The sequence below is a fragment of the Neohoeflea coraliihabitans genome, from assembly GCF_019334345.1.
Lineage (GTDB): Bacteria > Pseudomonadota > Alphaproteobacteria > Rhizobiales > Rhizobiaceae > Pseudohoeflea > Pseudohoeflea coraliihabitans.
This window is the reverse complement of sequence record NZ_JAHWQX010000001.1, coordinates 239,650-266,602: the sequence shown is the minus strand read 5'-3', so window position 1 is coordinate 266,602 and position 26,953 is coordinate 239,650. Positions and strand designations below refer to the sequence as shown.

General features: G+C 64.5%; 21 protein-coding genes. 11 read left to right on the top strand and 10 right to left on the bottom strand.

Features of this window, described 5'->3' with window-relative positions; translation table 11 throughout:
* The first annotated feature begins 94 nt into the window (after positions 1-94).
* The 3 genes from KY465_RS01320 to ligA are packed head-to-tail and all read left to right on the top strand — an operon-like array spanning position 95 to position 4,867.
* Entirely contained in the window at positions 95-964 is an 870-nt protein-coding gene (locus KY465_RS01320) for an outer membrane protein assembly factor BamD (RefSeq protein ID WP_219157658.1), read from the top strand.
* A gap of 22 nt (positions 965-986) precedes the next feature.
* The gene (gene recN, locus KY465_RS01315) at positions 987-2,663 is read left to right on the top strand and encodes a DNA repair protein RecN (RefSeq protein ID WP_219157657.1); all 1,677 of its coding nucleotides are present in this window, start codon (positions 987-989) and stop codon (positions 2,661-2,663) included.
* Positions 2,660-4,867, top strand: a complete 2,208-nt coding sequence (ligA, locus tag KY465_RS01310) for an NAD-dependent DNA ligase LigA (RefSeq protein ID WP_219157655.1) — start codon at positions 2,660-2,662, stop codon at positions 4,865-4,867. Before recN ends, ligA begins: the two co-directional genes overlap by 4 nt.
* 56 nt (positions 4,868-4,923) lie before the next feature.
* On the opposite strand, the gene KY465_RS01305 is transcribed toward ligA, so the two are convergent.
* Complete coding sequence (locus tag KY465_RS01305; protein WP_219157653.1) at positions 4,924-6,420, bottom strand: inorganic phosphate transporter; 1,497 nt, start codon at positions 6,418-6,420, stop codon at positions 4,924-4,926.
* A 152-nt stretch (positions 6,421-6,572) separates the two neighbouring features.
* Positions 6,573-7,316: a DUF421 domain-containing protein gene (locus KY465_RS01300; protein ID WP_219157651.1), complete on the bottom strand. Its 744-nt coding sequence runs from the start codon at positions 7,314-7,316 to the stop codon at positions 6,573-6,575.
* Positions 7,317-7,582: 266 nt separating this feature from the next.
* Here KY465_RS01300 and KY465_RS01295 point away from each other — a divergent pair, with 266 nt between their 5' ends.
* Positions 7,583-8,353 carry an AzlC family ABC transporter permease gene (locus KY465_RS01295; RefSeq protein WP_219157649.1) on the top strand — a complete coding sequence of 257 codons (771 nt, stop codon included), beginning with the start codon at positions 7,583-7,585 and terminating at the stop codon, positions 8,351-8,353.
* A complete protein-coding gene (locus KY465_RS01290) occupies positions 8,350-8,700 on the top strand; it encodes an AzlD family protein (protein WP_219157647.1) in 351 nt (116 codons plus the stop codon). The genes KY465_RS01295 and KY465_RS01290 overlap by 4 nt, the downstream gene beginning before the upstream one ends.
* A 15-nt stretch (positions 8,701-8,715) precedes the next feature.
* Here the strand turns inward: KY465_RS01290 and KY465_RS01285 are convergent, their stop codons facing one another.
* The gene (locus KY465_RS01285; RefSeq protein ID WP_219157645.1) at positions 8,716-10,569 is read right to left on the bottom strand and encodes an aminopeptidase P family protein; all 1,854 of its coding nucleotides are present in this window, start codon (positions 10,567-10,569) and stop codon (positions 8,716-8,718) included.
* 290 nt (positions 10,570-10,859) lie between these two features.
* On the opposite strand from KY465_RS01285, the gene KY465_RS01280 reads away from it, so the two are divergent.
* Positions 10,860-11,033 (top strand): hypothetical protein, encoded by a 174-nt coding sequence (locus KY465_RS01280; RefSeq protein WP_219157643.1) that lies wholly within the window; start codon positions 10,860-10,862, stop codon positions 11,031-11,033.
* A 74-nt stretch (positions 11,034-11,107) separates the two neighbouring features.
* On the opposite strand, the gene KY465_RS01275 is transcribed toward KY465_RS01280, so the two are convergent.
* The 4 genes from KY465_RS01275 to KY465_RS01260 form a co-directional block, all read right to left on the bottom strand.
* The gene (locus KY465_RS01275) at positions 11,108-11,995 is read right to left on the bottom strand and encodes a 50S ribosomal protein L11 methyltransferase (RefSeq protein ID WP_219157641.1); all 888 of its coding nucleotides are present in this window, start codon (positions 11,993-11,995) and stop codon (positions 11,108-11,110) included.
* Positions 11,995-13,944 (bottom strand): cation:proton antiporter, encoded by a 1,950-nt coding sequence (locus KY465_RS01270; RefSeq protein ID WP_219157639.1) that lies wholly within the window; start codon positions 13,942-13,944, stop codon positions 11,995-11,997. The genes KY465_RS01275 and KY465_RS01270 overlap by 1 nt, the downstream gene beginning before the upstream one ends.
* 34 nt (positions 13,945-13,978) lie before the next feature.
* Entirely contained in the window at positions 13,979-14,575 is a 597-nt protein-coding gene (locus KY465_RS01265) for an SCO family protein (protein ID WP_219157637.1), read from the bottom strand.
* Positions 14,576-14,652: 77 nt separating this feature from the next.
* Positions 14,653-14,826: a hypothetical protein gene (locus KY465_RS01260; protein WP_219200791.1), complete on the bottom strand. Its 174-nt coding sequence runs from the start codon at positions 14,824-14,826 to the stop codon at positions 14,653-14,655.
* A gap of 147 nt (positions 14,827-14,973) precedes the next feature.
* Here KY465_RS01260 and KY465_RS01255 point away from each other — a divergent pair, with 147 nt between their 5' ends.
* The 3 genes from KY465_RS01255 (at position 14,974) to KY465_RS01245 (ending at position 21,015) form a co-directional block, all read left to right on the top strand.
* On the top strand, positions 14,974-15,486 hold the full coding sequence (locus tag KY465_RS01255) for a CreA family protein (protein ID WP_219157635.1): 513 nt from the start codon (positions 14,974-14,976) through the stop codon (positions 15,484-15,486).
* Between the two features lie 92 nt (positions 15,487-15,578).
* Positions 15,579-18,386 carry an excinuclease ABC subunit UvrB gene (gene uvrB / locus KY465_RS01250; RefSeq protein WP_219157633.1) on the top strand — a complete coding sequence of 936 codons (2,808 nt, stop codon included), beginning with the start codon at positions 15,579-15,581 and terminating at the stop codon, positions 18,384-18,386.
* A gap of 118 nt (positions 18,387-18,504) precedes the next feature.
* Entirely contained in the window at positions 18,505-21,015 is a 2,511-nt protein-coding gene (locus tag KY465_RS01245; protein WP_219157631.1) for an ATP-dependent helicase, read from the top strand.
* A 6-nt stretch (positions 21,016-21,021) separates the two neighbouring features.
* Here KY465_RS01245 and KY465_RS01240 read toward each other — a convergent pair whose 3' ends face one another.
* Positions 21,022-21,585, bottom strand: a complete 564-nt coding sequence (locus KY465_RS01240; protein ID WP_219157629.1) for a DUF922 domain-containing Zn-dependent protease — start codon at positions 21,583-21,585, stop codon at positions 21,022-21,024.
* A 161-nt stretch (positions 21,586-21,746) separates the two neighbouring features.
* Positions 21,747-22,721: a magnesium transporter CorA family protein gene (locus tag KY465_RS01235; protein ID WP_219157627.1), complete on the bottom strand. Its 975-nt coding sequence runs from the start codon at positions 22,719-22,721 to the stop codon at positions 21,747-21,749.
* A 209-nt stretch (positions 22,722-22,930) separates the two neighbouring features.
* On the opposite strand from KY465_RS01235, the gene KY465_RS01230 reads away from it, so the two are divergent.
* Positions 22,931-24,736 (top strand): chloride channel protein, encoded by a 1,806-nt coding sequence (locus KY465_RS01230; RefSeq protein ID WP_219157625.1) that lies wholly within the window; start codon positions 22,931-22,933, stop codon positions 24,734-24,736.
* A gap of 18 nt (positions 24,737-24,754) precedes the next feature.
* Here the strand turns inward: KY465_RS01230 and KY465_RS01225 are convergent, their stop codons facing one another.
* Complete coding sequence (locus KY465_RS01225; protein ID WP_219157623.1) at positions 24,755-25,234, bottom strand: thioesterase family protein; 480 nt, start codon at positions 25,232-25,234, stop codon at positions 24,755-24,757.
* 142 nt (positions 25,235-25,376) lie between these two features.
* Between KY465_RS01225 and KY465_RS01220 the strand changes: the two genes are divergently transcribed.
* Complete coding sequence (locus tag KY465_RS01220) at positions 25,377-26,786, top strand: FAD-binding oxidoreductase (RefSeq protein WP_219157622.1); 1,410 nt, start codon at positions 25,377-25,379, stop codon at positions 26,784-26,786.
* Positions 26,787-26,953: the final 167 nt, after the last annotated feature.

Sequence of the window (26,953 nt, the reverse complement as noted above, 5' to 3'; positions counted from 1 at the left end):
CGAAGAATGGGCATTTACGGATAGAACGCGGTGCATGCCTGCCGTCTGTGGGCGGGGGCGGATGTCGCGTTCGGGGGCTTGAAGAGGTTTGGAAATGACAGCTACCGGAAGCTATAATCGGGGGTGGGCAGGGCACAGGTTGCTGGCCGCGGCGGGTCTCGTCGGACTGTCGCTGGTGCTCGGCGCCTGCCAGAACGGCGATCCCGATATCGACATTTCCAATTACGCGGCTTCGCTCGATCCGGCCGACCAGCTCTATAACGAGGGGCTGGCCAATATGCAGGCCGGCAACATGACCGAGGCCTCGCGCAAGTTCGAAGCGATCACCAAGCAGCATCCGTATTCGGAATATGGCCGCAAGGCGATGGTGATGCAGACTTTCGTGCAGTACCGCCAGGGTCAGCACCAGGAAGCGATCAATTCCGGTAAGCGGTTCGTCAATCTCTATCCCAATGATCCCGACGCAGCCTATGCGCAGTACATTGTCGGCCTTGCCTATTTCAAACAGATCCCGGCCGTGACCCGCGACCAGCGGCCATCGGCGCGCGCCATCGAGGCGATGAACGAAGTCGTCGAGCGCTATCCGGATTCCGAATATGTCGACGACGCGCAGGCGAAGATCCGCTACGCGCGTGATCAGCTGGCCGGCAAGGAAATGCAGATCGGCCGGTATTATCTCGAGCGGCGCGAATATGTGGCGGCGGCCAACCGCTTCCGCACCGTCGTGGAAACCTATCCGAACACGCGTCAGGTCGAAGAGGCGCTGGCGCGGCTCGTCGAGACCTATTACGCCATGGGCCTGACCAGCGAGGCGCAGACGGCGGCTGCCGTTCTCGGGCACAATTTCCCCGACAGCCAGTGGTATGCCGATTCCTACAAGCTGTTGCAGACCGGTGGTCTCGAGCCGCGCGAGAACAAGGGCTCCTGGGTGTCGCGCGCCGGCAAGCGTCTGATCGGGGCCTGAGCAGAAGAAAGGCCCGTCATCAATGCTTGCGCAGCTGTCGATCCGCGATATCGTCCTGATCGAACGGCTCGACCTCGCTTTCTCGGAGGGACTGTCGGTACTGACCGGCGAGACCGGAGCCGGCAAATCGATCCTTCTCGACAGTCTGTCATTGGCTCTGGGGGGGCGCGGCGACGGATCGCTCGTCCGGCAGGGTGCGGATCGCGGTCAGGTCACGGCGGCCTTCGATGTCACCCAGGATCACCCTGTGCGCGCGCTGATTCGCGACAATGGTCTCGATGATGAAGGTGATATTGTCCTGCGTCGGGTGCAGAACGGCGATGGCCGCACGCGCGTCTTCATCAATGACCAGCCCGCCAGCGTCGCCCTGATGCGCGACGTCGGCCGGCTTCTGGTCGAAATTCATGGCCAGCACGACGACCGGGCCCTGGTGGATGCCGACAGCCACCGCATGCTGCTCGATGCATTCGGCGGTCTGAGCAGCGATGTCGAAGCTCTGGCGGCGCTGTATCGCGGCTGGCGGGCCGCCGAACGGGACCTGAAGTCACAGCGCGAGCGGGTGGAGGAAGCGGCGCGGGAAGGCGACTGGCTGCGCGCCTCGGCAGAGGAACTGGAATTGCTGGCGGCGCAGGAGGGTGAGGAGGAGGACCTCGCCGACCGGCGTGCCTTGATGATGAAGGCCGAAAAGCTGGCGGCCGAGATCAACGAAGCCGATCAATTGCTCAGCGGCCAGTCGGCGCCGACGCCGATGGTGGCCTCGCTGTTGCGGCGGCTCGAACGCAAGGCGGCGGATGCGCCTGAACTGCTCGGAGAAACGGTGGCAGCGCTCGACCGGGCGCTGAACGCCCTGGCCGATGCGCAGACCGCTGTCGAGGCGGCACTGAGGGCGACTGAGTTCAATCCGCGCGAGCTTGAAACGACCGAGGAGCGGTTGTTCGCGTTGCGGGCGGCGGCGCGCAAGTTCAACGTGCCGGTAGATGGTCTGGGCGAGCTGGCCGCGACGATGCTTGCCGATCTTGCCGATCTTGATGCCGGCGCCGAGCGGCTTTTGGCGCTCGAGGCGCGCGTGAAAGAGGCGGAGGCGGCCTATCAGCACGCAGCCCGCTCGCTGTCGGAACGGCGCCACAATGCGGCAAGCGCGCTGGCGCAGGCGGTAATGGCCGAGCTGCCGGCCCTCAAACTCGAGCGGGCCGAATTCCTGGTGGTGGTCGACAGCGATCGCGAACGTGCCGGGGCGGCGGGTATCGACACGGTCGAATTCCGCGTGCGTACCAATCCCGGCTCGCGGGCCGGCGCGCTGATGAAGGTGGCCTCGGGCGGTGAATTGTCACGCTTTCTTCTTGCCTTGAAGGTGGCATTGGCCGAGCGCGGCTCGGCCCCGACCCTGGTGTTCGACGAGATCGATACGGGCGTCGGCGGGGCGGTGGCCGACGCCATCGGTCAGCGGCTCAGCCGGCTCTCGCAACAGGTGCAGGTGCTGTCGGTAACGCATGCGCCGCAGGTGGCGGCGCGCGCTGATGCGCATCTGCTGATCGCCAAGGGGCCGAGTGGCAACGGCGTCGCGGTGGCGACGCGGGTCGAGGAGATGGACCCGGCCGGGCGGCGCGAGGAGATTGCGCGCATGCTGGCAGGGGCCAGCGTCACGGACGAGGCGCGGGCCGCCGCGGCCAGGCTTCTGGCCGGAGCCGAAGCGCAATGAGCGCGCGGAAGACGCCCGCAGCGACGCCGGCATCGACGTCGGCACCGACCTGGGCCGAGACACCGGTCGATGCGCTGAGCGAACGCCAGGCGCGGCGCGAACTCAAGCGGCTGGCGGAAGAGTTGCAGCGTCACGACCTGCTCTATCACCGGCAGGACGCTCCGGAGATTTCCGATGCCGACTATGACGCCCTCAAGCAGCGCAATCTGGCGATCGAGAAACGTTTCCCGTCCCTGGTCTTGCCGGACAGCCCGTCGCAGCGGGTCGGAGCGGCGCCGTCCGAGACCTTTGCGCCGGTGCGGCACGCGCGTCCGATGCTGTCGCTCGACAATGCTTTCGACGACGCGGATGTGCGCGATTTTCTCGGCTCGATCTACCGCTTCCTTGGACAGATCCCCGACGGCTCCATCGCCCTGACCGCCGAGCCGAAAATCGACGGGCTGTCGATCTCGATCCGTTACGAGAACGGCAAGCTGGTCACGGCGGCGACACGCGGCGACGGCACCACCGGCGAGAACGTCACGGCCAATGTGCGCACCATTGCGGACATCCCGGAGACGCTGCCGGGCACTGCGCCGGAGATTGTCGAGGTGCGCGGCGAGATCTTCATGGCCAAGTCCGATTTCTTCGCGCTCAACGCGCGCATGGAAGCCGAGGGCAAGCCGACCTATGTCAATCCACGCAATACGGCGGCAGGCTCGCTGCGCCAGCTCGATGCGTCGGTCACGGCGGCACGCAAGCTGCGGTTTTTCGCCTATGCCTGGGGCGAATTGTCCGAGCGACCGGCCGACACGCAATCGGGCATGATCGAGGTTCTTTCGGCCTGGGGATTCCCGACCAATCCGCTGACCCGGCGTTTGAGCGACATCGAGGCGCTGCTGGCGCATTATCACCAGATCGGGCTCGACCGGGCCGATCTCGACTATGACATTGACGGCGTCGTCTACAAGGTCGACCGGCTCGACTACCAGGAGCGGCTCGGCTTCCGCTCGCGCAGCCCGCGCTGGGCGATCGCCCACAAGTTCCCGGCCGAGCAGGCCTTCACCACGCTGAAGGCCATCGACATTCAGGTCGGACGGACGGGTGCGCTGACCCCGGTGGCCCGCCTCGAGCCGGTAACGGTCGGCGGCGTGATGGTGACCAATGCGACGCTGCACAATGAGGACTACATCAAGGGCCTGGGGTCGGACGGCGAACCGATCCGCGAGGGACGCGATATCCGTATTGGCGACACGGTGATCGTGCAGCGCGCCGGGGATGTGATCCCGCAGATTGTCGATATCGTGCTGGACAAACGCCCGGAGGAAGCAACCCCCTATGCGTTTCCCCAGAACTGCCCGGTCTGCGGGTCGCACGCCGTGCGCGAGGTCAACGAGAAAAGCGGCAAGATCGACGCGGTCCGCCGCTGTACCGGCGGGTTCGTCTGCCGGGCGCAGGCGATCGAGCATCTCAAGCATTTCGTCTCGCGCAATGCCTTCGACATCGATGGGCTGGGGGCGCGGCAGATCGAGTTCTTCTTCGAGACCGAAGACCCGGCGATGCGCGTGCGCACAGCACCGGACATCTTCACCCTCGAGGCGCGTCAGAAGGGGTCGTTGACCAAGCTGGAGAACGTCGAGGGGTTCGGGCGCGTCAGCGTGCGCAATCTGTTTGCGGCGATCAATGCGCGGCGGACCATCCAATTGCACCGCTTCATCTATGCGCTCGGCATCCGCCATATCGGCGAGACGACCGCCAAGCTGCTGGCGCGGTCCTACGGCACCTATGCGGTTTTCGCCGAGGCAATGCAGGCGGCGCAGGAGAGCGGCGGCGAGGCGTGGAACGATCTCAACGCCATTGACGGCATCGGCGAGGTGATGGCGCGGGCGCTGGTCGAATTCTACCGCGAGGCGCGCAATCGCGAGGTCATTGACAGGTTGCTTGACGAGGTGACCCCCGAGGCGGCGGAGGCGGTATCCGGCACGCAAAGTCCGGTGACGGGGATGACGATCGTGTTTACCGGCTCACTGGAGAAGATGACCCGCGATGAGGCCAAGGCGATGGCCGAGCGGCTGGGGGCTCGGACTGCCGGTTCGGTGTCGAAGAAGACCGATCTCGTCGTGGCCGGGCCGGGAGCCGGCTCGAAACTGACCAAGGCGGAGGAACTTGGCATCCAGGTTCTCAGCGAGGATGAGTGGTTCACCCATATTGGCGAGACCCCGTGAGCGCAGCCCTGCGGCGTGCGGCCAACTGCTGACAGGCGCGCGCCACGCGCCGCGAATCAGCGGATGAAGATGCGGAAAATCGCAAAAAGTATCCCGGACAGGATGGCGGCTGCCGGTACAGTGATCAGCCAGGCGGCGACGATGGTCAGGAAGTGGGCCCGGCGCACCAGAAAACGGTGCTTCTGATCCTCGCTCGAGGTCTTTTTTGCTTTCGGCTGGCTTTGATCGGCGGCACGGCGGGCGACGTAGTCGGCGCGCCTTTGCGAGCGGCTGGTGTACCATTCCCGGAAGAAACCGACGCCAAACACCGCGCCGATGGCAATATGGGTCGAGCTGACCGGCAGGCCGAGACCCGAGGCGACGATCACCGTCAGGGCGGCCGACAGGGCCACGCAGTAGGCGCGCATCGGGTTGAGCTTGGTGATCTCGTTGCCGACGAGCTTGATCAGGCGCGGGCCGAACAGCAACAGGCCAAGCGATATGCCCAAGGCGCCGACCGCCATGACCCACAGGGGGATCGAGACCTTGGCGGCAACCTCGCCGGCCTCGGCGGTGTGCACGATGGCGGCCAGCGGGCCGACGGCATTGGCAACGTCATTGGCGCCATGCGCAAAGGACAGGAGCCCGGCGGAGATGATCAGCGGCAGCGAGAACAGGTAGCGCAGCGACTGGTTGCGGTTTTCCAGCCCACGCGACTGCTTTGCGATCAGCGGCCTTGCGAGCAGCCAGAAGATGCCGCCGGCGACGAGGCCGATGATCAGCGCCATCGGCAGGGTTATCTTGACGATACCCTTGAGGCCCTTGACCGACAGATAGGCTGCGAAAATGCCGGACATCAGGGCGACGAGGACGGGCACCCAGACCCGCGCGGCGGCGATCTTGTCGTCACGATAGATGATCGCCGTCTTGATGAAGGCGAGAAAGATTGCCGCGAAAATGCCGCCCAGGACGGGCGAGATCACCCAGCTGGCGGCAATCGAGCCCATAGTCGTCCAGTTGACGGCGTTCAGACCGGCGGCGGCGATGCCCGAGCCCATGACGCCGCCAACGATGGAATGGGTGGTCGAGACCGGCGCCTTCAGCCAGGTGGCAAGATGGATCCACATTGCCGAGGCCACCAGGGCGGCAAGCATCGCCGAAATGAACACCGACGGGTTGCTGACCGCGTCCGGCGAGATGATGCCCTTGGAGATGGTGCCGATGACGTCGGAGCCGGCGATCAGGGCGCCGGCGCTTTCGCAGACCGCAGCGACGATCAGGGCGGTGCCGAGCGTCATGGCACGGGCGCCGACGGCGGGGCCGACATTGTTGGCGACATCGTTGGCGCCGATGTTCAATGCCATGTAGGCGCCGACAACGGCGGCGGCGACGATGACGACGGCGCCGGGCTGGCCGGTCATCAGCAAGGCGGCGACGAGGGCGCAGATAAGCACGAAAATCAGCGACAGGCCGGGCGCCATGATGCCGCGACTGACCCGTTCGGTGGCCTGCTCAATCGTCGTGAGCTTGTCGAGGTCCTTGTCGAGTGTCGGTTTGCGCAGTGTGTCCGGCATGCATCTCTCCCCTGAGCCCCGTGTGCGTAACGATCCGCTGTACGATCCGTTCCGCCCTCCTTGTCGATGCCGGAGGGCGCCGCCGTCAAGTTCGGCGGGACCCTTTCAAGGGTTTTGCAGGGTGAAACGACCCGCGGCAGCCTCTTCGACCATCATGTCGGCAGGCTTTTGCGGTCTGGAGGAGCCTCGTTGACGCGACGAGCGGGTGTCCAACTGGTGCTGCCGCAATTCGGACAGGCGGACGGCGTGACGCGTGTCTCCGGGCCGACAAGCTTTCCGCATTCGCAACAGGCCGGTCGAGCGCCGCCATCGATCGTGGCGTTCGGCCCGATCATCGGCGGAGGTTCGACAGCCCAGGCGGGTTCGATGGGGAGGCCGTAAGTGGATCCAGGGCTCGGAAAGACACTGAAGTTGCCCGATGTTTCGAGATAGGCCCTGCGGATCTCGCCGAGGTTCCGGTAGCCCTGCGCCCGCAGCCCCTCGAAGACCTCGCTTCGTCCCATCTTCCTGTCGCGCAGCGTCTCGGGAATGATGACCCCGTCGCGGATCACCTCGGCGGTGAGGCCATCGACGGCCTTCTCCAGCGACCGGTATCGGAAGATGAGCGTGTCGAGACCCTTGTTGATCAGGATCACGACGGTGATCACCAGCATCGCATGCAGGATCGGCACTTCGGGATAGAACATCACGTCGCCCACGGCCGATCCCAGCGCGATGACCAGAAGGAATTCGACGGTGGACATCTGCGCGATGCCGCGCCCGCCGACCCAGCGGATCATCGCCAGCGCATAGATGTAGACAACAAGGGTGCGAAAGACGATCTCGAGATAAAACAGTGGCGGGTCGGTTCCGAGAAACATTCGCACAAGGTCGAAGGGAACAATGGGCTCGTTCATCGCATACCTCAGGGTCGGAAAGCCGGGCCGGAAAGGCCGGGATCACGTTCAGGATCAGGGAGCTTCCGCAAGGCCGAGGCTCGCACCGCACGGATTAACATGTTGTGCGAAGACGCCGGGTCAATCTGACGGAAGGGTTCTGCAGAACTTTTTCGGGGGCGCTCTTCAAGCGTGCCCGGGGGGGCTGCCCGGGATTGTCGACACTTCAAGCAGTTTGATTTGACAGGTCAGTATTGCTGACCTAACGCAGGGCCAAGGAGTTTGGCATGGCATCTGCACAGTTGCGCGCACGGTCGACAGCACGGTCCGGTGCGCGGGCCGATTTTTGGGTCGGGTTTCGCGAATCGATCACGCCGACAATGTCAGCGGCGCCGTTCGGTGCCCTGTTTGGCGCCCTGGCGGTCGATCACGGGTTGACAGCCGGCGAGGCGGTGCTGATGAGCGTGACCGTCTATGCCGGTGCCAGTCAGATGGTCGGTCTCAACCTGTTTCGCGACAATGCGGCCGCCTGGCTGATCGTCTTTTCGATTTTTGCGGTCAATTTCCGGCACGTGCTGTATTCGGCATCGCTTGGCCGGCACCTGCGGCATTTCGGTTTTGCGCAAAAGATCTTCGCCTATTTCCTGCTCGTGGACCCGGTCTATGCCGCTTCGGAAATGCGGGTTGAAAAGCGCCGTCCGCTGGGTTTTGCCTGGTATCTCGGGATGGGAATTCCTGTTTATGTCGTGTGGAACCTGATGACACTGGCCGGTGCGCTGTTCGGGCGGCTGATCTCAGAGCCGGAGCGCTATGGCATCGACTTCCTGTTGCCGATCTATTTTCTCGGGCTGCTGCTCGGATTTCGCCGGCGCGCCAATTGGCTGCCGGTGGTGCTGGCGAGCGGTGTCGGGTCGATCCTCGCCTTCTTGTATGTCGGTTCGCCCTGGCATGTGAGCCTTGGGGCGCTGGCCGGCATTCTTGTGGCGGTGTTGTTGCCGCCCGGCAAGGCAGCGAACGACCCGGTGCCCGGCGAGGATCGTCCGGAGGGGGTGATATGAGCGCCGCCACAGCCGATCTCGCGCCGGCGCTGGGGCCAACCTTCGCCCTGAGTGCGACGCATGTGTGGATCATCCTCGCGGCGGCCGTCGTGACCTATGTGACCCGCATTGGTGGCAATCTACTGATGTCCCGCTTCAAGACGATCCCGCGGCGGGTCGATGTGGCGCTCAATGCGGTGCCGGCGGCGGTGATCACCACCCTGGTCGCACCGAGCCTGGTGCAGTACGGGACAGGGGAAATCCTGACCCTGGCGGTGGCGACGCTGATCGGGCTGCGCCTGCCGATGCTGGGCATGTTCGCGATCGCCTGGATCCTGCTGGTGGCGCTGCGCAATATCGGCCTTTAAGCCGCATTGCAGGTCTCAGATGTCGGCGGTGGCGGCCGTGAGCCACTGGCGGGTCAGGACCTCATTGCCCAGCAGCGGCGAAAGGCTGTCGCGCACCCGTGCGTGATAGGCATTCAGCCAGTGCCGCTCTGTGTCATCGAGCAGGCCGGGGACGATCAGCCGCCGGTCTATCGGGCACAGGGTCAGGGTCTCAAAGCCGAGCATCGGCCTGTCGCCGCCGGCGATATCGCGCGGTTCATGCACATAGACGAGGTTCTCGATGCGAATGCCGAAGGCGCCGTCGCGGTAATAGCCGGGCTCATTGGACAGGATCATGCCGGGCAGCAATTCCTGCATGCCGCGGCGCGAGAGCGATTGCGGTCCCTCGTGAACGGAAAGATAGCTGCCGACGCCGTGGCCGGTGCCGTGCGCGTAATCCACACCTCCCTGCCAGAGCGCCTGGCGGGCGAAAGCATCGATGTCGATACCGCGTGTGCCGGCGGGGAAGCGCAGCCGGCTGATGGCGATCATGCCCTTGAGGATCAGGGTGAAGAACCGCCGTTGCTCGGCTGGTACCGCACCGACGGCCAGGGTCCGGGTGATGTCGGTGGTTCCGGGAACATACTGCCCGCCGGAGTCCACGAGATACATCTCGCCGGCGTTGATCTGGCGGTTGGTGTCGCGATTGACGCGATAGTGGATGATGGCGGCGTTGGGACCAGCGCCGGATATGGTGTCGAAGGACAATGCCATGAGCGGGCGCTGCATGGCCGCCCCGGTGCTGGCGCGAAACGCCTCGAGCTGCGTTGCCGCCGCAATCTCGTCGATGCTGCCGGGCGGCTGCGCATCGAACCAGGCGAGGAACCGCACCATGGCGGCGCCATCCTGGCGGTGGATCTCGGCGCTGGCGGACAGTTCGGCCTCGTTCTTGACGGCACGCGGCACCTGCGCCGGATCGGCAGCGGCAATCACCGTGCCGCCTGCGCTTTCGACCAGCTCGCTGATGGCATGCGGAGCGGAGGCCGGCGAAACAAGAATCCGCGCGCCCGATGCTGCAAGGCGGCGCAGGGCGGTCTCGAACGCGTCGGGCTGCGCCAGATCAGCCAATTGCGTTAGATAGGCTTCGACTTCGCGGTTGAGCTTGGCGGGCTCGATGAACAGGGTCGGCCGCTCATTGGCGGGAAGGATGGCGCGGCTGAGCGGATGCGGCGTCGAGGGCAGGTCGCTGCCGCGGATGTTGAAACTCCAGGCGATGGAGGAGGGATCGGAAAGCACCGCCGCGTCGGCGCCGCTGCCGGCGATCGTGTCCTGCAGCCGGGCCAGCTTGTCGCGCGCCGGCTCCCCGGCGAATTCAAGGGGCTGGATCGTCACCGGCTGGCACGGCGCGGCCGGTCGGTCCGTCCAGATCGCATCCACGGGATTTTCGCGAAGAAGCACCAATTCGCCGCCGATTTTGTCCAGCGCAGCCTTGAGGCGCTCGACGTCCGAACCCGGCCAGGTCCAAGGATCGATGCCGAGCCGGTAGGGCGCGCCGGTCTTTTGCTTGTCAGCAGCCGCGCGGCTTTGCAGGAACACCGGCAGCGGTTCGGAGACCAGATCGACAATGGAAAAGTGGGCCGGATCGGTCTGGGTGCGGGCCTGCGCCGTATAGCGACCGTCGACAAACAGCGTCGCAGCCGTGCGTTCGACCAGCACCAGCCCGGCGGAACCGGTAAAGCTGGTAAGAAAGGCAAGACGCTCCGCATTGTCCGGCACATACTCGCCGAGAAATTCGTCGCCGCGCGGCACGGCAATGGCATCGACGCCGAGATGCGAAAAGGTCAAGCGCAGAGCCGCCAGCCGGTCGCCGGCCGCATGCGGCGCCGATGGAACATCGAAATTCTGGAACATAGTCACCTCATGCCGCACTGCCGGTTCCGGCGTGCGCAGTGTTGGGCCGATCGGTCACAGCCTGTCGTAGCGGCAACGCTGCGGGGCTGCAAGGCGTGGCGGAAGTGGCAAAACGCTGAAAGCCTTGAGGAAAGATGAGCAGATCGCATTGCTTTCGCCGTCGATATGCAAATTGGACATAGCTGCACTGCAACATAGATTGTGCACATGCACAAAAATGGTTGTATATATCAGTCAACCAACAGTCGGGCGGTCGGCCTGTTTCCGCCCCAACAGACAGGAGTAGAATGATGAAGCGCAGCTTTTTCTCCGCCGCCTATGATCGCATGGTCAAGGCACGCGAGCGTCAGGTTCGCCGCTACGTCAACGGCGCGCTGATGCAGCTTGATGACGAGTCGCTGGCCATCCTTGGCCGCAACCGTGACGAAATCAATCGCGAAGGCTATCAGAGCTACCCGTTCTGATCGGACAATTCCTTTGGCAAGTCACTTAAGGCCTGGCGCTGCGGTGCCGGGCCTTTTTTGGTTTTAACGTGCGTTCAGCGCAAAAGCAGCGTGACCCAGCCATCACGCCATAGGGTCCTGACATGGTAGAGCCCCTGGGCCTGATAGGCGGCAAGCACCTTCCAGCGCTGCGTTGCGAGAATGCCGGACAGGATGACCGCGCCACCCGGGGCGCGCGCTGCGGCGATCTTCGGGGCGAGGGTCATCAGGGGCCGGGCGAGGATATTGGCAATGATCAGATCGAAGGGTGCGGCCCGGGTGATTTTCGGGTCGTTGAGACCGCCAGCAGTCAGCGTGGTGACGCGGCTCATGACCTGATTGATGCGCATGTTGTCCCGCGCGACGGCGGTGGCGACCGGATCGATATCGGTGGCGAGAACACGCGCCGGGACCAGGCGGGCGGCTGCAATGGCAAGCACGCCCGACCCGGTGCCAAGATCGAGGATGCGGGCCGGGTAGCCGCGGCGCGCCGGCCAGGCGCGGATCACTTCGTCCAGCATTTCCAGACAGCCGGCGGTGGTGCCGTGATGTCCGGTGCCGAACGCCTGGGCCGCATCGATCTGAATGGCGATGTCGTGCGGTTGGACGGCGGCGCGGTCGTGGGCGCCGTGAACGATGAAACGGCCGGCACGCACCGGTTTCAGCCCGGCCAGGGAATGACTGACCCAGTCGATATCGGGAAGCGTCTCGGTCTCGATGGCCTCGCGGGGAAAGGCGCCGGCCAGCGCCTCGGCCATGGCAGCGCGCAGGGCTTCATCAGGTTCGTGTTCAAGGTAGAGACTGGCCTGCCAGATCCCGTTGTCCTCGTCGATCTCGGTGGTGGCGGCGGGATAGCCCTCCTCCTCGAAATGCGCCGCGAGCCGGTCGAGAGCCTGGCCCGCGCCGGTTTCATTCGTGGTGACGAACAGCCGATAGGTTGGCATCAGGAGCGGGGCTTGGCGGGTTGATCGCCGGATGAAGCGCCAGCCGCCGGCTGGCTGGCTGCCTCTTTCGTGACTTTCTTTTTGTCAGCTCCTTTGCCGGGCGTGTCCTGCCCGTTGCGCGCTGCCCGCTTCTCCGCGCGCTCCTCGGCCTTTTCGCTGGCGGTCCGGCCAGGCGGCTCGCCGAAGCTGAGGATCTGATCCTCCGGCCCGGGCGGACCATTGGCGATCGAGGCGAAGGTGATGGCGCCGGACGCCTTGAACCAGAGCAGCACCAGAGTGTCGTCGGGGCGCGATTCGCGATAATCCTGATAGTCGAATTCCTCGGTCAAACCGGTGACCTGGAACGTCCAGCCGCGGTTGAAGCGCTCGCGAAACTCCTGAAAGGTCAGACCCGGCTTGGCGAGCGGCCGGCCGCCGATCGTGAAGGACAGCGCCCTGTGCTCCTTGTCGCCCTCATCGCGACCGATCTGAAACACATGCGAGCGGCCAAGTTCCGGCGCGAAATTGGTGCAGACCAGGGCGTTGTAGGCGTCATTGTCGGTGGCGGCGATGAGATTGGTGTAGCGCGTCGGTTCAATGGTGTGGTGCGCGTTTTCGCTGAGAACCTCGCCGAAATAGACCGGCACATCGGCCAGCCTGGCGCGCGAGAGATGATTCCAGTTCATGTCGGCGAGCAGTACCGGAATGTCGTGTTCCTTGAGCTTGGCGGCCAGCGCCGTGCTCCAGCGCGAGCCGCCGACAATGAGCAGGCCGGGGCGCGACATCTTCTTCAGCCCCAGCAGCGTCGCCAGTGGCCCGAGGGTAAAGCCGTGCAGGACGATGGTGGTGACGACAACGGCAAAGGTGAAGGTCACCATGCGCGATGCATCGGCAATGCCGGCATCGGCGAGCAGGGTGCCGAACAGTCCGGCGACGGCGACGGCGACGACACCGCGCGGCGCGATCCAGGCGCTGAGCACTCGCTCCTTGACGCTGATTCCCGAATTCGCAGTGGCGGCGAATATGGCGAGCGGCCGGATGATCAGGAGCAGCGAGGCGACGAACAGGACGGCGTAGAGATCGAGTTCCGCGAGATCTGCGAGCGTCAGCGATGCGGTCAGCATGATGAATACCGCTGAGACCAGCATGGTGGTGATCGTCTCCTTGAACCGGCGCATGTCGGTCAGCGACGCGATCCTCTCATTGGCCAGCACGACACCCATGATGGTCACGGTCAGCAGGCCGGCTTCCTCGAGGGCGGCGTTGGTGACGGCATAGACCAGGATGACGATGGCGAACAGCACCGGCTGTTTGAGAAATTCCGGCACATGGCCGCGAATGAAGGACCAGGCAATCAGTTTGGCGCCGAGATAGCCAAGACCGACCGCAAGGCCGCCGCCCAGGACGATCTGCAGGGCCAGGCTTTCGGCGGCGTGCTGGCCGATGAAGACGAGCACCACCTCGAAGGCGATCACGGCGCACAGGGCACCGATCGGATCGTTGATTATGGCCTCCCAGCGCAGGAGCGAGGCGACGCGTGCGGTCAGTTGCGCCTGGCGCAGCAGCGGCATGATCACCGTCGGGCCGGTGACGATCAGAATAGCGCCAAGAACGATCGCCGTGGCCCAGCTCAGGCCGCCGATATAGTGCGCCGACAGCGCCGTCAGCACCCAGGTCACCGGCCCGCCGATCAGAATGATCCGGCGCACCGCCTTCGATGTTTCGGCAATCTCGCGAAAGTTCAGCGTCAGCCCGCCCTCGAACAGGATGATGGCGACGGCGAGTGAGATGATGGGTCGGTAGATCTCACCGAAATCGGCGGCCGGGTTGAGAAACCCGGTGGCCGGACCGGCAGCGAAGCCGGCTGCGAGCAACAAAACGATGGCCGGCAGGCCCAGGCGCCAGGCAAACCACTGCGCCGCGATGCCGGCGGCGCCAATGAAGGCAATTTTCAGGGCAATGTCTTCCACGGCGCGAACCTTTAAGCGTTGTCATTCAGTTCTGTCAGTCTTTCAGCAGATTTTCCAGCTTCTTGACGGCCACGGCTGCATCTTCGCCCCAGGCGATGGTGCTCTTGAAACGGCCATCGCGGTCGAGCAGAAACACCGAGGCGGTATGATCCATGGTGTAATCGCCATCGGGATCATCCGTATCAAGCGGCACCTTGCGGGCGTAGACGTGAAAGCCTTTCACCATGCGGGCGATCTCTTCGGGCGTGCCGGAAATGCCGGTGATCCGGTCGGATACCGCCGAAACATAGGCGTCCATCATCTCCGGCGTGTCGCGCTCCGGATCGACGGTGACGAAATAGGCGCCAATGCGTCCCTGAGGGTCAGCCTGTTGCAGCCAGCCGTCCAGCTCATACAGGGTGGTCGGGCACACTTCGGGGCAATGGGTGAAACCGAAGAACAGGGCGCTGGGACGATCACGCAACGCCGCCTGGGTGATCGGCTGGCCGCGATGGTCGGTCAGCTCAAAGGGCACGCCGTAGGCGGCGTTGGCGCCTCCCGCATCGGAGCGGGACCATTCGAAAACCAGCCAGCCGAGCATCCCGGCAAAGACGAAGATCAGCGCCCACAGGACGTTTCGAAAGATTTTCATGACGCTTCTCCGGGATCAGACTGGAGCAACCAGGCGATGCGGCGTCCACTGACGCCTCTGGGTCTTTCGCAATGGGTTCACAGACACCAGGACAGGCCCGTCTGCATGACCGTGGATAAAATCGCCGCGCCATGGGCCGACCAGCCTGCGAAGGTGAAAGCGGACAGCAGCGCGAGCCCGGACAGGCCGAAGACGGCAATGGCCATGCGGCGCCAGGCGAGAGTCACGGTGGGGCGGGGTCGGTGCTGCATCGGCGCTTATCTATCGCGCGGGGGCGCCGCTGCCAAGATGGGCGGCGCTTTGAAAGCATTCTGTCGCACCCCATATGCACCGGGTGGCCGCCTCGCTGTGTGGCGCGCCAGCCCGAGGATGCGAGCCAACCGCTACAGGAGACTTTCATGACATTTTCTCGCCCATCGATGCGCCACTTTCGCGCTGCCGGCCTGGTGCTGGCCACCGTGCTGTTTGGCACATCGGCACTCAATGCCGAGCAGGTCGGCGAGGTTGGTGTCGACTGGATCGGCAACGATATCGTCGTGGATGCTGTTGCCGACCCGGAGGTTGCCGGTGTCACCTGTCATGTCGCCTATTTCGAACGCGGCGTGCTCGACCGGCTGAAAAAGGGCAACTGGTTCGAGGATCCCTCGAATGCCTCGATCGCCTGCCGGCAGACCGGGCCGTTGGTGATCGGCGACATCGATCTCGACGAGGACGGTGAAGAGATCTTTCGGGAATCGCGCTCGCTCGTCTGGAAGAAGCTGGTCGTCAATCGCATCTATGACAAGGCGAACGACACATTGATCTATCTGGTGCATTCGCGCCAGGTGCAGGACGGTTCCGCCAAGATGGCGATCTCGACGGTGCCTCTGTACGGTCAGCAGGTCGAGTGGTCCGAGGGTGCGCCGAACTAAAGCGGCCGCTGAAGCAAAGACGCCCGGAAAATGTTTCCGTTTTGTACCGGGCAGGGCTTTCAAAACCAGATCGGTTTCCCCATATTGCCGTGATGGCAAAATCCTCCCGTAAAGACCGCTCCGGACGCGCTTCGGACTCCACAGATCCCGCCGGCTTCGGTGAAGCGCCGCAGGCGCCTCTTGACGGTGTCCCGGTTACCGGTTCGGTGTCCGACTGGGCCAAGCAGATGGCCCGCGCTGCCGAAGAGGAAGGCGTGCGCGCACGCCGCCGCGAGGAAACCCGCGCCATCCGCTCGGCTGCCGGCAAGCACCGCAGGAAAGCGGGCGAAGCGGACGAAAGCCGTGACAGCAAGACAGCGCGCGGCACCTCGATCGGCGGCTCAAGCAATCCACGCACACGCGCTGCGGCCGGGCTGAATGCCGTCGCCGGCCTCGACATGTCTATGGAAGAGGCGGAAAAAACGCTCGCCGGCACCGCCAATACGGCGACTGTGCAGGCCCTGTCCGACCTGATCGAGAGCGGCAACCCGCTGCACAAGAACGGCAAGCTGTGGACACCGCACCGGCCGGCGCGGCCGCAAAAATCGGAAGGCGGCATTAAAATCCGCATGGACAGCGATCTGCAGCCGGCCGGCGATCAGCCGACGGCGATTGCCGATCTGGTGGCCGGTGCCAACGAAAACGAGCGCAACCAGGTGCTGCTCGGCGTCACCGGCTCGGGCAAGACCTTCACCATGGCCAAGGTGATCGAGGAAACGCAGCGCCCGGCGCTGATCCTGGCGCCGAACAAGACGCTTGCGGCGCAGCTCTACTCCGAATTCAAGGGCTTTTTCCCGGACAACGCCGTCGAGTATTTCGTGTCCTACTACGATTATTACCAGCCGGAAGCCTATGTGCCGCGCACCGATACCTTCATCGAGAAGGAATCGACGATCAATGAGCAGATCGACCGGATGCGCCACTCGGCGACGCGCGCCCTGATGGAGCGCGATGACGTCATCATCGTCGCCTCGGTGTCGTGCATTTACGGTATCGGCTCGGTGGAGACCTATACGGCGATGACCTTCCAGATGGAGGTCGGCGACCGGATCGATCAGCGGCAATTGCTCGCCGATCTGGTGGCGCAGCAATACAGGCGACGTGACATGGATTTCCAGCGCGGCTCGTTCCGGGTGCGCGGCGACACGATCGAAATCTTTCCCGCCCACCTTGAGGACGCGGCCTGGCGGATCTCGCTGTTCGGCGACGAGATCGACGCGATCACCGAGTTCGATCCGCTGACCGGCCAGAAGACCGGCGATCTGAAAAGCGTCAAGATCTATGCCAACTCGCACTATGTGACGCCGCGTCCGACGCTCAATCAGGCGATCAAGTCGATCAAGGAAGAGCTCAAGCACCGGCTGGTCGAGCTGGAACAGGCGGGGCGGCTTCTGGAGGCGCAGCGGCTTGAGCAACGGACCCGTTTCGACATCGAAATGCTCGAGGCGACCGGCGTGTGCCAGGGGATCGAGAACTATTCGCGCTATCTGACCGGGCGGGCGCCCGGCGAGCCGCCACCAACGCTGTTCGAATATGTGCCCGACAACGCGCTGCTGTTTGTCGATGAGAGTCATCAGACCATTCCGCAGATCGGCGCGATGTATCGCGGCGACTTCCGGCGCAAGGCGACGCTGGCCGAATACGGCTTCCGTCTTCCGTCCTGCATGGACAACCGGCCGCTGCGTTTCGAGGAGTGGGATGCCATGCGGCCATCGACCGTGGCGGTGTCCGCGACCCCCGGCAACTGGGAAATGGAGCAGTCGGGCGGGGTGTTTGCCGAGCAGGTGATCCGGCCGACCGGGCTGATCGATCCGCCGGTCGAGGTGCGCTCGGCGAAAAGCCAGGTCGATGACGTGCTCGGTGAAATCCGCGCCACGGCGCAGGCCGGCTATCGCACGCTGTGCACCGTCCTGACCAAGCGCATGGCCGAGGATCTGACCGAATATCTGCACGAGCAGGGCGTGCGGGTGCGTTACATGCATTCGGATATCGACACGCTGGAGCGCATCGAGATCATCCGCGATCTGCGGCTTGGCGCTTTCGACGTGCTGGTCGGCATCAACCTGTTGCGCGAGGGACTGGACATTCCCGAATGTGGACTGGTGGCCATTCTCGATGCCGACAAGGAAGGCTTCCTGCGCTCGGAGACCTCGCTGATCCAGACCATCGGACGGGCGGCGCGTAATGTCGATGGCAAGGTCATCCTGTATGGCGACAAGGTCACCGGCTCGATGGAACGGGCGATGGAAGAGACGGCGCGGCGGCGCGAGAAACAGGCGGCCTGGAATGCCGAGCAGGGCATCACGCCGCAATCGGTCAAGGCGCGCATCTCCGACATTCTCGATTCGGTCTATGAGCGCGATCATGTGCGTGCCCCGATCGCCCTGCCAGGCGGCAAGGGCGCGAAGGATGAAGGCGCGCTGGTCGGCGGCAATATGGCGGCGCATCTGGAAGCGCTCGAAAAACAGATGCGCGATGCAGCCGCCGATCTCGATTTCGAGACCGCGGCGCGGCTGCGCGACGAGATCAAGCGGTTGAAATCGGTCGAGCTGGAACTGATGGACGATCCGCTGGCGCGCAATGCCGGTGTCGAGAACACCAAGGCGGCGCGCAAGGCCAAGGCACAGGGCAAGCCGGCGCCGGCATCGCAAGAAAAGGGATCGTATTTCCGCAAGAACACGCTGGACGAGATGACGGTGGGGCGCACCGAAAAGCCGCTCGGGCCGAAGCAAGGCGGCGACACGCCGGATTCGCCGGGTCCGGTGCGGCGCGGCAAGATCGGCATTGGATCCTACGAGGATGCGGGCGAGGAGCAACGCCGGAAGCGCCGGCCGGGCAAGACAGGGCGTCCGGGACGTTAGCACGTTCCGGCCGCGACACCGGGCCGGCTCGCGCCTTGTTCCGCGGCGACAGCACTCATCACCCCCGAATTTTCCGGGATTGCTGGTTTTCCAGGGGCGAATCACTACATTGAGGGCCATGAGTTTTCCTGAAGACGATATTCCCTTTCCCGGTGATTTGCCTGGAACTTCACCGGTCCGTTCCGATGCCGCCCCCTTGGCCGCGAGCGGCGGGCTGGCGGCGCGGGCCATGGCGGCACGCGGTGCGGCGGCGCAGCCTGACTATCTGCGGGGGCTGAACCCGGAGCAGGCCGAAGCGGTGCAGGCGATTGACGGACCGGTGCTGGTGCTGGCGGGCGCGGGAACCGGCAAGACGCGGGTGCTGACAACGCGCATTGCGCATATTCTCAATCTCGGCCTGGCCTATCCGTCGCAGATCTTCGCCGTTACCTTCACCAACAAGGCGGCGCGCGAGATGAAGGAGCGCATCGCGCTCCTGGTCGGTGGCGCCGTCGAGGGCATGCCTTGGCTTGGCACTTTCCACTCGATCGGGGTGAAATTTCTGCGCCGGCATGCCGAACTGGTCGGCTTGCGCTCCGATTTCACCATTCTCGACACCGATGACGTGGTGCGGCTGATCAAGCAGCTGATCCAGGCCGAGGGCATTGATGACAAGCGCTGGCCGGCGCGGCAGTTCGCCTCGATGATCGACGGCTGGAAGAACAAGGGACTGGCGCCGGCGGACATTCCGGAAGGCGATTCGAGGGCTTTCGCCAATGGCAAGGGCCGGGCCCTGTTCGCCGCCTACCAGGCGCGGCTGCAGACGCTGAATGCCTGCGACTTCGGTGATCTTCTGTGCCATCCGATCCGCATGTTCCGCAACCATCCCGATGTTCTGAAGGAGTATCAGCGCAAGTTCCGCTTCCTGCTCGTTGACGAGTATCAGGACACCAACACCGCGCAGTACATGCTGCTGCGGCTTCTGGCGCAGCGACCGGCCGCCGAGGACGGCGATACGGGGCGGCGCGAGAATGCCCCGAACATCTGCTGCGTCGGCGATGACGATCAGTCGATCTATGGCTGGCGCGGCGCCGAGGTGGAGAACATTTTGCGCTTCGACCGGGATTTTCCCGGCGCCAAGGTGGTGCGGCTCGAGCGCAATTATCGCTCCAGCGAACATATTCTCGGTGCCGCCGGGCACCTGATTTCGCACAATGAGGGGCGGCTGGGCAAAACGCTGTTCACCGATCGCCGCGATCCCGATGATGATCGTGTGCAGGTGCATGCGGCCTGGGATTCTGAAGAAGAAGCCCGCGCGGTCGGCGAGGAGATCGAGCAGTTGCAGCGCCGCGACGTGCGGCTCAACGACATGGCGATCCTGGTGCGTGCCTCGTTCCAGATGCGTGAATTCGAAGAACGCTTCGTCACGCTTGGGCTGAACTACCGGGTGATCGGCGGGCCGCGCTTTTACGAGCGGCAGGAAATCCGCGATGCCATGGCCTATTTCCGGGTGGTGTGCCAGCCGGCCGACGACCTGGCTTTCGGGCGCATCGTCAATGTGCCGAAGCGCGGTCTCGGCGAGGCCAGCGTGCGGCTGCTGCACGACCATGCGCGCGCCGACGACAAGCCGATGCTGGCGGCGGCACAGGACCTGGTCGGCACCGACGAGTTGAAGCCGCGGGCGCGCAAGTCGCTGAGCGACGTCACCGAACAGTTCGCACGATGGCAGGGCCTGCTCGAGACCATGCCGGGACATGAGCTGGCGGAGGTCATTCTCGAGGAATCCGGCTACACCGAGATGTGGCAGAATGATCGCTCCGCCGATGCGCCGTCGCGGCTGGAGAACCTGAAGGAGCTGATCGAGACGATCAGCGGCTTTGAATCGCTGCGGGCCTTCCTCGAGCATGTGGCGCTGGTGATGGATGTCGACACCAACGCCGACATGGATGCCGTCTCCCTGATGACGCTGCACTCGGCGAAGGGTCTCGAGTTCGACACGGTGTTTCTGCCCGGCTGGGAGGAGGGGCTGTTTCCGCACCAGCGGGCGCTCGATGAGGGTGGTCGCTCGGGGCTGGAGGAAGAGCGGCGCCTGGCCTATGTCGGGCTGACGCGCGCCAAGCGGCGTTGTCACATCTGGTTCGTGTCCAACCGGCGCATTCACGGTCTGTGGCAATCGACGATCCCGTCGCGGTTTCTCGATGAGTTGCCGGAAGACCATGTCGAAGTCGCCGAGACCGATGGGCAGTATGGTGGTTATGCCAGTTACGGGCGCGGCCAGTCGGGTGGCCCCTATGGCGCCTCGCGTTTCGACCGGGCCGAGCCGTTTGCCGGCAATTACCAGTCACCCGGCTGGCGGCGGGCGCAGCAGAATGCCACTTCGGCGACGCGCGAGAACTGGGGGACGCGCTCGGGCCACGCGGTCGAACGGGTGGCCTATGGCGAATCGGGCCCGCGGGCGCGCACCATCGAGGGCGAACTGGTGGCGCGCTCGACCACCGACGTGCCGTCGTCCTTCTCGGTCGGCGACCGTGTGTTTCACCTGAAATTCGGCAATGGCAACATCGCGGCGATCGACGGCAACAAGCTGACGATCGATTTCGACAAGGCTGGCCAGAAACGGGTGCTGGACGGGTTCGTCGAGCCGGTGTGAGCCAGCCTACTTGATCAGGTCGAAAATCAGGCCCTGAACATTGCCGCCGGCGCTCATCTCGTCGCGGTCGAAGGCCCGGCCGCGGGCCCGCTGCTCATCGGAGAGCACCTTCAGGTTGCGCTGCAGAAAGGCACGGACCTTTTGGCAGCCGGGATCGTCCTCGGCGCGCATCCCGGTGCTGACCGCCTCGATTTTCTCGACCATCTCGACGATATAGCGGCCATGCACGCGTTCGTGCGCGGCGACGCCGTCATAGAACCGCTTCCAGCGCTGGGCGACCGGGGCAGGCATGGCGCCGCGCGGCTTGGGCAGGGTGTAGGTGATGATCAGTTTCGGAATGGCTGTTGCCAGCACGCAGGCACCATCTGCCTGGGGCCGGTAATCGCGCCGCCAGGTCAGCTTGAAGGTGGTGTGGGCAATGGTGCGGCGGCCATCGGAGAGCTTCGGTCCCCTGGCGCCGATCGAGGCGTAGAGTTCGGCGCCGCTCTGGCCCGAGATTGCATAGGGCTCGACCTGCTCGACCGGGGTGACGGCGTGCGCCGGAGCCAGCCCGAGGAGAGCGAAAATCAACGCAGCTGACCAGCGGCGAAGGAGGGGCGCGCAAGACGTGAAGACACGCCGCGAACCAAGACGCGCGCGGGCGGAAAGGAAAACTGGCAAGGGCGATACTCCGTTTGCGACAGACCTAGCCGGGCGTGCCCGGCGCTGCAAGGGGCGGCGGACAGCAGCCGCTACAGCCAGCCTTTCTTGCGGAACCAGAGAAAGGGAATCGCCCCTGAGAGAAACATGGCGACGAGGGCCATGGGATAGCCCCAGCGGAAATCGAGTTCCGGCATATATCGGAAATTCATGCCGTAGACGGCGCCGATAAAGGTCGGCGGCAAGAGAATGAGTGCGGCGATCGAGAAGATCTTCATCACGGTGTTCTGCTGCACCGAGATCAGACCGAGACAGGCATCGAGCAGGAAGGTGATGTTGCCGGCGATGAAGCCGGCATGTTCCGACAGCGAAGTGATGTCGCGGTTGACCGAGCGGCATTTCTCCTTGCGCGGCTTGGTGTCAAGCGCGCTGCGCTGGGTCTGCAGAAAGGCCGTGGCGCGCGACAGGGTGATCAGGCTTTCACGCACTTTGGCCACGCGCCGCTGCAGGGTGGAGATGGCGGCGAGCTGGCCCTCAAGGCTGCGGGTGGCGCGGTTGAGGCGCTTTTCCTCCTCGGCGTGAAAGACTTCGGTGGTCAGCGCATCGACGTCGCGCGAGGCGCCCTCGAGCACTTCGGCGGCCCGGTCGACGATCGCCTCGAGCAGATACAGCAGAATGTCGGTGCCATCGTCGAGATCGGCGGTGCGCGGCAGATTGGCCATGAAGACCGGGAAGGCCCGCGGTTCGGCGTGGCGCAGGGTAATCAGCCGGCCGCGCGCCAGGATGAAGCCGATATCGGTCAGACCGGGGATCTCGAGATCGGTGCGGCAGGCGACGCTGGCGGTCAGAAAAATGGCGTCATCCTCGACATAGAGCCGGCTCGAGGGTTCGATGTCGCCGAGTTCATCGCGGCTTGGCAGATCGATGTCGTTGAGTCGTTCGACGGCGGCGATCTCCTGTGGCGTCGGGTCGTTGAGATCCAGCCAGCACGGGGCCGAAAGAGTCGTCAGATCACGGGAGGGGGGAACCTCGAGTTCGGTACCGGTGCAATCGAACACGCGCAGCATGGGGGCCTCCTGATCGGGTGTACAGCGCCGGGATGCGGCAGCAGAGAGACAATGCCATAGCCGCAATCAGTGCGGATGCAAACGGGGAAGCTTGCCGTTTCGGACCGTGCGACCGGCCTGGCCCCTTGTGCCGGGTGGAACAACTGCGTTAGAGCGAAACCGCTATCCCCCCGCGGCTGCCAGCAGGCCGCCAACCGTCCGTGACCGCCATGAATCGCCCGCTCTCGCCCGTCCCGAATACCTCGAACGAGGAGGTGGGCGAGGGTGAACGCGAGGTCGGTCTGCCGCTGCTGGTGTTCCTGGCTTTCATCGTCGGGCTTGTGGCGGCGGCCGGCGCCATCGTCTTCAAATATCTGATTGCCGGCATCTACAACCTGTCGTTTTACGGGTTGCTGTCGTTCGAACTCGATCCGAATGTCTATGGTCCGCCGAGCCCGTGGGGTCCGTTTATCATCCTGGTGCCGGTGATTGGCGGACTGATTGTGGTGTTCCTGGTCAAGACCTTCGCGCCGGAAGCCAAGGGGCACGGCGTGCCGGAGGTGATGTTCGCGATCTACCACCGCGACGGCAATGTTCGCGGCATCGTCGCGGTGATCAAGTCGTTCGCTTCGGCCCTGTCGATCGGCACCGGCGCCTCGGTTGGTCGCGAAGGGCCGATCATCCAGATCGGCGCGTCGTTCGGGTCGACCTTCGGGCGCTGGCTCGGGCTGATCCGCTCGCAAAAGATCACGCTTCTGGCGGCCGGCGCCGGGGCAGGCATCGCTGCGACCTTCAACACGCCGCTCGGGGGCGTGTTGTTTGCGGTCGAGGTGCTGCTGCCGGAAATTTCGCCGCGCAGCTTTCTGCCGGTGGTGGCGGCGACGGCGACGTCAACCTACGCCTACCGGCATATCATCGGTGCCGAGGCGGCTTTCCATCTGCCAGCCTGGGCGAGTCCGGCGCATGCCGATGCAGTGAATTTCCCGGAGATCGGCCTGGCGGCCTTCACCGGCATTGCGCTGGGACTGGCCGCCTATGCCTTCGTCAAGGTGCTGGAATATTCCGAGGACTGGTTCGAGGCGCTGCCGGTCAACGACTATTTCAAGAACATTCTCGGCATGAGCCTCGTCGGGCTGACCGGATATCTGTTCATGCTGACGGCCGGCCAGTATCACGTCATGAGCGTCGGTTATGCGACGATCCAGGACATCCTGTCGGGCGGACACTTGCCGGCGGTGCTGCTGGCGGCGCTGTTCGTCGCCAAGATGCTGGCGACCACCGTCAGCCTCGGAGCGGGCGCTTCGGGCGGCATCTTCTCGCCGTCGCTGTTCATGGGCGCGACGCTCGGGGCGGCGATCGGCACGGTCGGGCAATGGCTGTTTCCCGAGGCCGGCCTGTCGGTCGCGGTGTTTGCGATGATCGGCATGGGGGCGATGGTCGGGGCGGCGACAAGCGCCTCGATGACGGCGATCGTGATGGTTTTCGAAATGACTCGCGACTACACGATCATCCTGCCGCTGGTGCTGGCCGTGGCGTTGGCGCTCGGCATAAGGCGGGCGCTGGTGATGAACGACATCTACACGATCAAGCTGCGCAAGCGCGGGCGGGCCATTCCCACCGACCGGACCACCAACATGTTCCTGGTGCAGCCGGCGCGCGAGGCGATGAATGACAGTTTCAAGGTGTTGCCGGCGGAAATGTCGGTGACTGAAGCGCTATCGCATACGGATGTCGACACCAACCGTGTCGTGGTCGCCGACGGGACGCGGATCGTCGGTTATGTGCGCTTTGCCACCGTGCCCTATCACGCCGACCGCTTCGTCAAGCAGACGCTGGGCGAGATCATGAACACGGATTTCGTCATCGCGGTGCCAACCAGCACGCTGAACACGGTGATCACGCGCATGAGCCGGCGGGCGCGCTCCTATGCCATCGTCGTGGCCAATGAATCGGGCGTGCCGCGCGCCGAGGACGTGGCCGGGGTGATCGACCGCGAGGAAGTGGCGCAGGCAGTGATCCGCAATCATTATTCATAGGCTTGGCGGGCGCTGAGTTCAGCCCTTGCGGCGAATGGCGATCGACCGGCCGATGCGGGGGTCGGCGGGCAGATGCGCATGCTTGCGGCACAGGGCGGCCATCCGGGCGTGCAGGTCCTCGGGCATTGGCGCCACCTTCGGGCCCTGCATGTCGACATGCAGCAGCAGGGTTTCCGAGGTGGCGGCGAGCCAGCCGTCCTCGTGATAGAGTTCCTCGAAGACGTGCAGGCGCTTTTCGTCGACATCAACGACGCGGATATCGGCGCGGACGCGGGCGCCCTCGCGCAGTTCGCGGACATAGCTGACATGGATCTCGGCGGTGAAGAAGCTGCAATCGGCTGCGGTGCGGTAGGCTTCGCCGCAATCGAGCGCATCGAAAAAGACATCGACGGCGCGGTCGAACAGGACATTGTAATAGGCCATGTTAAGATGGCCGTTATAATCGAACCAGCCGGGTTCGAGCTCCTGCAGGGGGGTCTGGAACGGGGTCGTCGTCATCGGTGTCACGTCCTCCCTCTGGACAAGTCGCAGCGCTTGGGCACATTAGCCGCAGAGGCGGGGCGGGCCAAGGTGGCAACCGGACCGACGCCTGACCGTGTCGGATAGCAACGGGCCGCAGGCGGCCAACGGAAAGTCGAGTATGGGACTGGCCAACATAACGGCAGGGCCGCGCAACGAAGCGGGAATCGCGACAGCGATCGGCATTCTCGGCCAGCGTTTTGCCGAGCGGCTGTCGACGGGCGAGGCGCTGCGGGCGCAGCATGCGCACACCACGACCTACATTCCCGCGCAATGGCCGGACGCGGTGATCTTCGCCGAGACCAGCGACGAGGTGCAACTGATTGTCCGGACCTGCGCGAAACATCGGGTGCCGGTGATCCCGTTCGGCGCCGGGACATCGCTCGAGGGCCACGTCAATGCGCCGCGCGGCGGCATCTGTATCGATCTGACGCGCATGAACCGGGTGATCGAGGTCAACCAGGAGGATCTGGACTGCACGGTCGAGCCGGGGATCACCCGTGAAGACCTGAATATCGCACTGCGCGACACCGGACTGTTCTTTCCGATCGATCCCGGCGCCAATGCGACGATCGGCGGCATGGCCTCGACACGCGCCTCGGGCACCAATGCGGTGCGCTACGGCACGATGAAGGACAATGTGCTTGCGGTGACGGCGGTGACGGCTGACGGCCGGCACATCCGCACGGCGCAGCGGGCGCGCAAGTCCTCGGCCGGCTACGACCTGACGCGCCTGTTCGTGGGGGCCGAGGGGACGCTCGGCGTGCTGACATCGGTGACATTGCGGCTGCAGGGCATTCCGCAGGCGATCTCCGGCGGCGTCTGCCCGTTCCCGAGCGTCGAAGCGGCCTGCCAGGCAGTGATCATGACCATCCAGATGGGCATCCCGGTGGCGCGCATCGAACTGCTCGACGCCCTGCAGATGAAGGCCTGCAACGCCTATTCCGGTCTCGACTATGCCGAACAGCCTTCACTGTTCGTCGAATTTCACGGCTCCGATGCCGGGGTGGCGGAACAGGCGGAAAGCTTTGGCGAGATTGCCGCGGAGTGTGGCGGCGGCGAATTCACATGGACGGTGGAGCCGGAGAAGCGTTCGCGGTTGTGGAAAGCGCGGCATGATGCCTATTGGGCGTCGCTGCAGTTGCGGCCCGGGGCACGCGGGCTCTCCACCGATGTCTGTGTGCCGATCTCGCAGCTTGCGGCATGTGTGGTGGAAACCCAGGAGGATCTCGCGGCCCATGATCTGACGGCGCCGATCGTCGGTCACGCCGGGGACGGCAATTTTCACGTGCTGCTGCTGATCGACGTGGAGAGCCCCGCGGAGATCGCGGCCGCAGAGGCGTTCGTGGCGCGGCTGAATGAACGGGCGCTGCGTTTTGAAGGCACCTGCACCGGCGAGCACGGCATCGGCCAGGGCAAACAGGCGTATCTGCCGGCCGAGCTGGGGGACAGCGTGGAGATCATGCGGCAGATCAAGCGCGCGCTGGATCCGGATGAGATCATGAATCCGGGCAAGGTGTTTGCGCTTTGAACTGATGGCGGCGCGAGATCGCTGCAAAATCGGCGCAGTGCCTTGTTTCCGCCGGGTGCTGGCGGCAGCATTGCGAAGCAGATAATCTGATAAGCAGTTGATGCTTCGTGGGCGGAGACTGCGACAGCAAACGCGCAATCGTGCGGCGGCGCATCACACGATCAACG

Bases quoted from the DNA above. Each gene is read 5' to 3' on its own strand.
- KY465_RS01320 (WP_219157658.1), top strand. From the start codon at position 95: ATGACAGCTACCGGAAGCTATAATCGGGGGTGGGCAGGGCACAGGTTG.
- recN (WP_219157657.1), top strand. From the start codon at position 987: ATGCTTGCGCAGCTGTCGATCCGCGATATCGTCCTGATCGAACGGCTC.
- ligA (WP_219157655.1), top strand. From the start codon at position 2,660: ATGAGCGCGCGGAAGACGCCCGCAGCGACGCCGGCATCGACGTCGGCA.
- KY465_RS01305 (WP_219157653.1), bottom strand. From the start codon at position 6,420: ATGCCGGACACACTGCGCAAACCGACACTCGACAAGGACCTCGACAAG.
- KY465_RS01300 (WP_219157651.1), bottom strand. From the start codon at position 7,316: ATGAACGAGCCCATTGTTCCCTTCGACCTTGTGCGAATGTTTCTCGGA.
- KY465_RS01295 (WP_219157649.1), top strand. From the start codon at position 7,583: ATGGCATCTGCACAGTTGCGCGCACGGTCGACAGCACGGTCCGGTGCG.
- KY465_RS01290 (WP_219157647.1), top strand. From the start codon at position 8,350: ATGAGCGCCGCCACAGCCGATCTCGCGCCGGCGCTGGGGCCAACCTTC.
- KY465_RS01285 (WP_219157645.1), bottom strand. From the start codon at position 10,569: ATGTTCCAGAATTTCGATGTTCCATCGGCGCCGCATGCGGCCGGCGAC.
- KY465_RS01280 (WP_219157643.1), top strand. From the start codon at position 10,860: ATGAAGCGCAGCTTTTTCTCCGCCGCCTATGATCGCATGGTCAAGGCA.
- KY465_RS01275 (WP_219157641.1), bottom strand. From the start codon at position 11,995: ATGCCAACCTATCGGCTGTTCGTCACCACGAATGAAACCGGCGCGGGC.
- KY465_RS01265 (WP_219157637.1), bottom strand. From the start codon at position 14,575: ATGAAAATCTTTCGAAACGTCCTGTGGGCGCTGATCTTCGTCTTTGCC.
- KY465_RS01260 (WP_219200791.1), bottom strand. From the start codon at position 14,826: ATGCAGCACCGACCCCGCCCCACCGTGACTCTCGCCTGGCGCCGCATG.
- KY465_RS01255 (WP_219157635.1), top strand. From the start codon at position 14,974: ATGACATTTTCTCGCCCATCGATGCGCCACTTTCGCGCTGCCGGCCTG.
- uvrB (WP_219157633.1), top strand. From the start codon at position 15,579: ATGGCAAAATCCTCCCGTAAAGACCGCTCCGGACGCGCTTCGGACTCC.
- KY465_RS01245 (WP_219157631.1), top strand. From the start codon at position 18,505: ATGAGTTTTCCTGAAGACGATATTCCCTTTCCCGGTGATTTGCCTGGA.
- KY465_RS01235 (WP_219157627.1), bottom strand. From the start codon at position 22,721: ATGCTGCGCGTGTTCGATTGCACCGGTACCGAACTCGAGGTTCCCCCC.
- KY465_RS01230 (WP_219157625.1), top strand. From the start codon at position 22,931: ATGAATCGCCCGCTCTCGCCCGTCCCGAATACCTCGAACGAGGAGGTG.
- KY465_RS01225 (WP_219157623.1), bottom strand. From the start codon at position 25,234: ATGACGACGACCCCGTTCCAGACCCCCCTGCAGGAGCTCGAACCCGGC.
- KY465_RS01220 (WP_219157622.1), top strand. From the start codon at position 25,377: ATGGGACTGGCCAACATAACGGCAGGGCCGCGCAACGAAGCGGGAATC.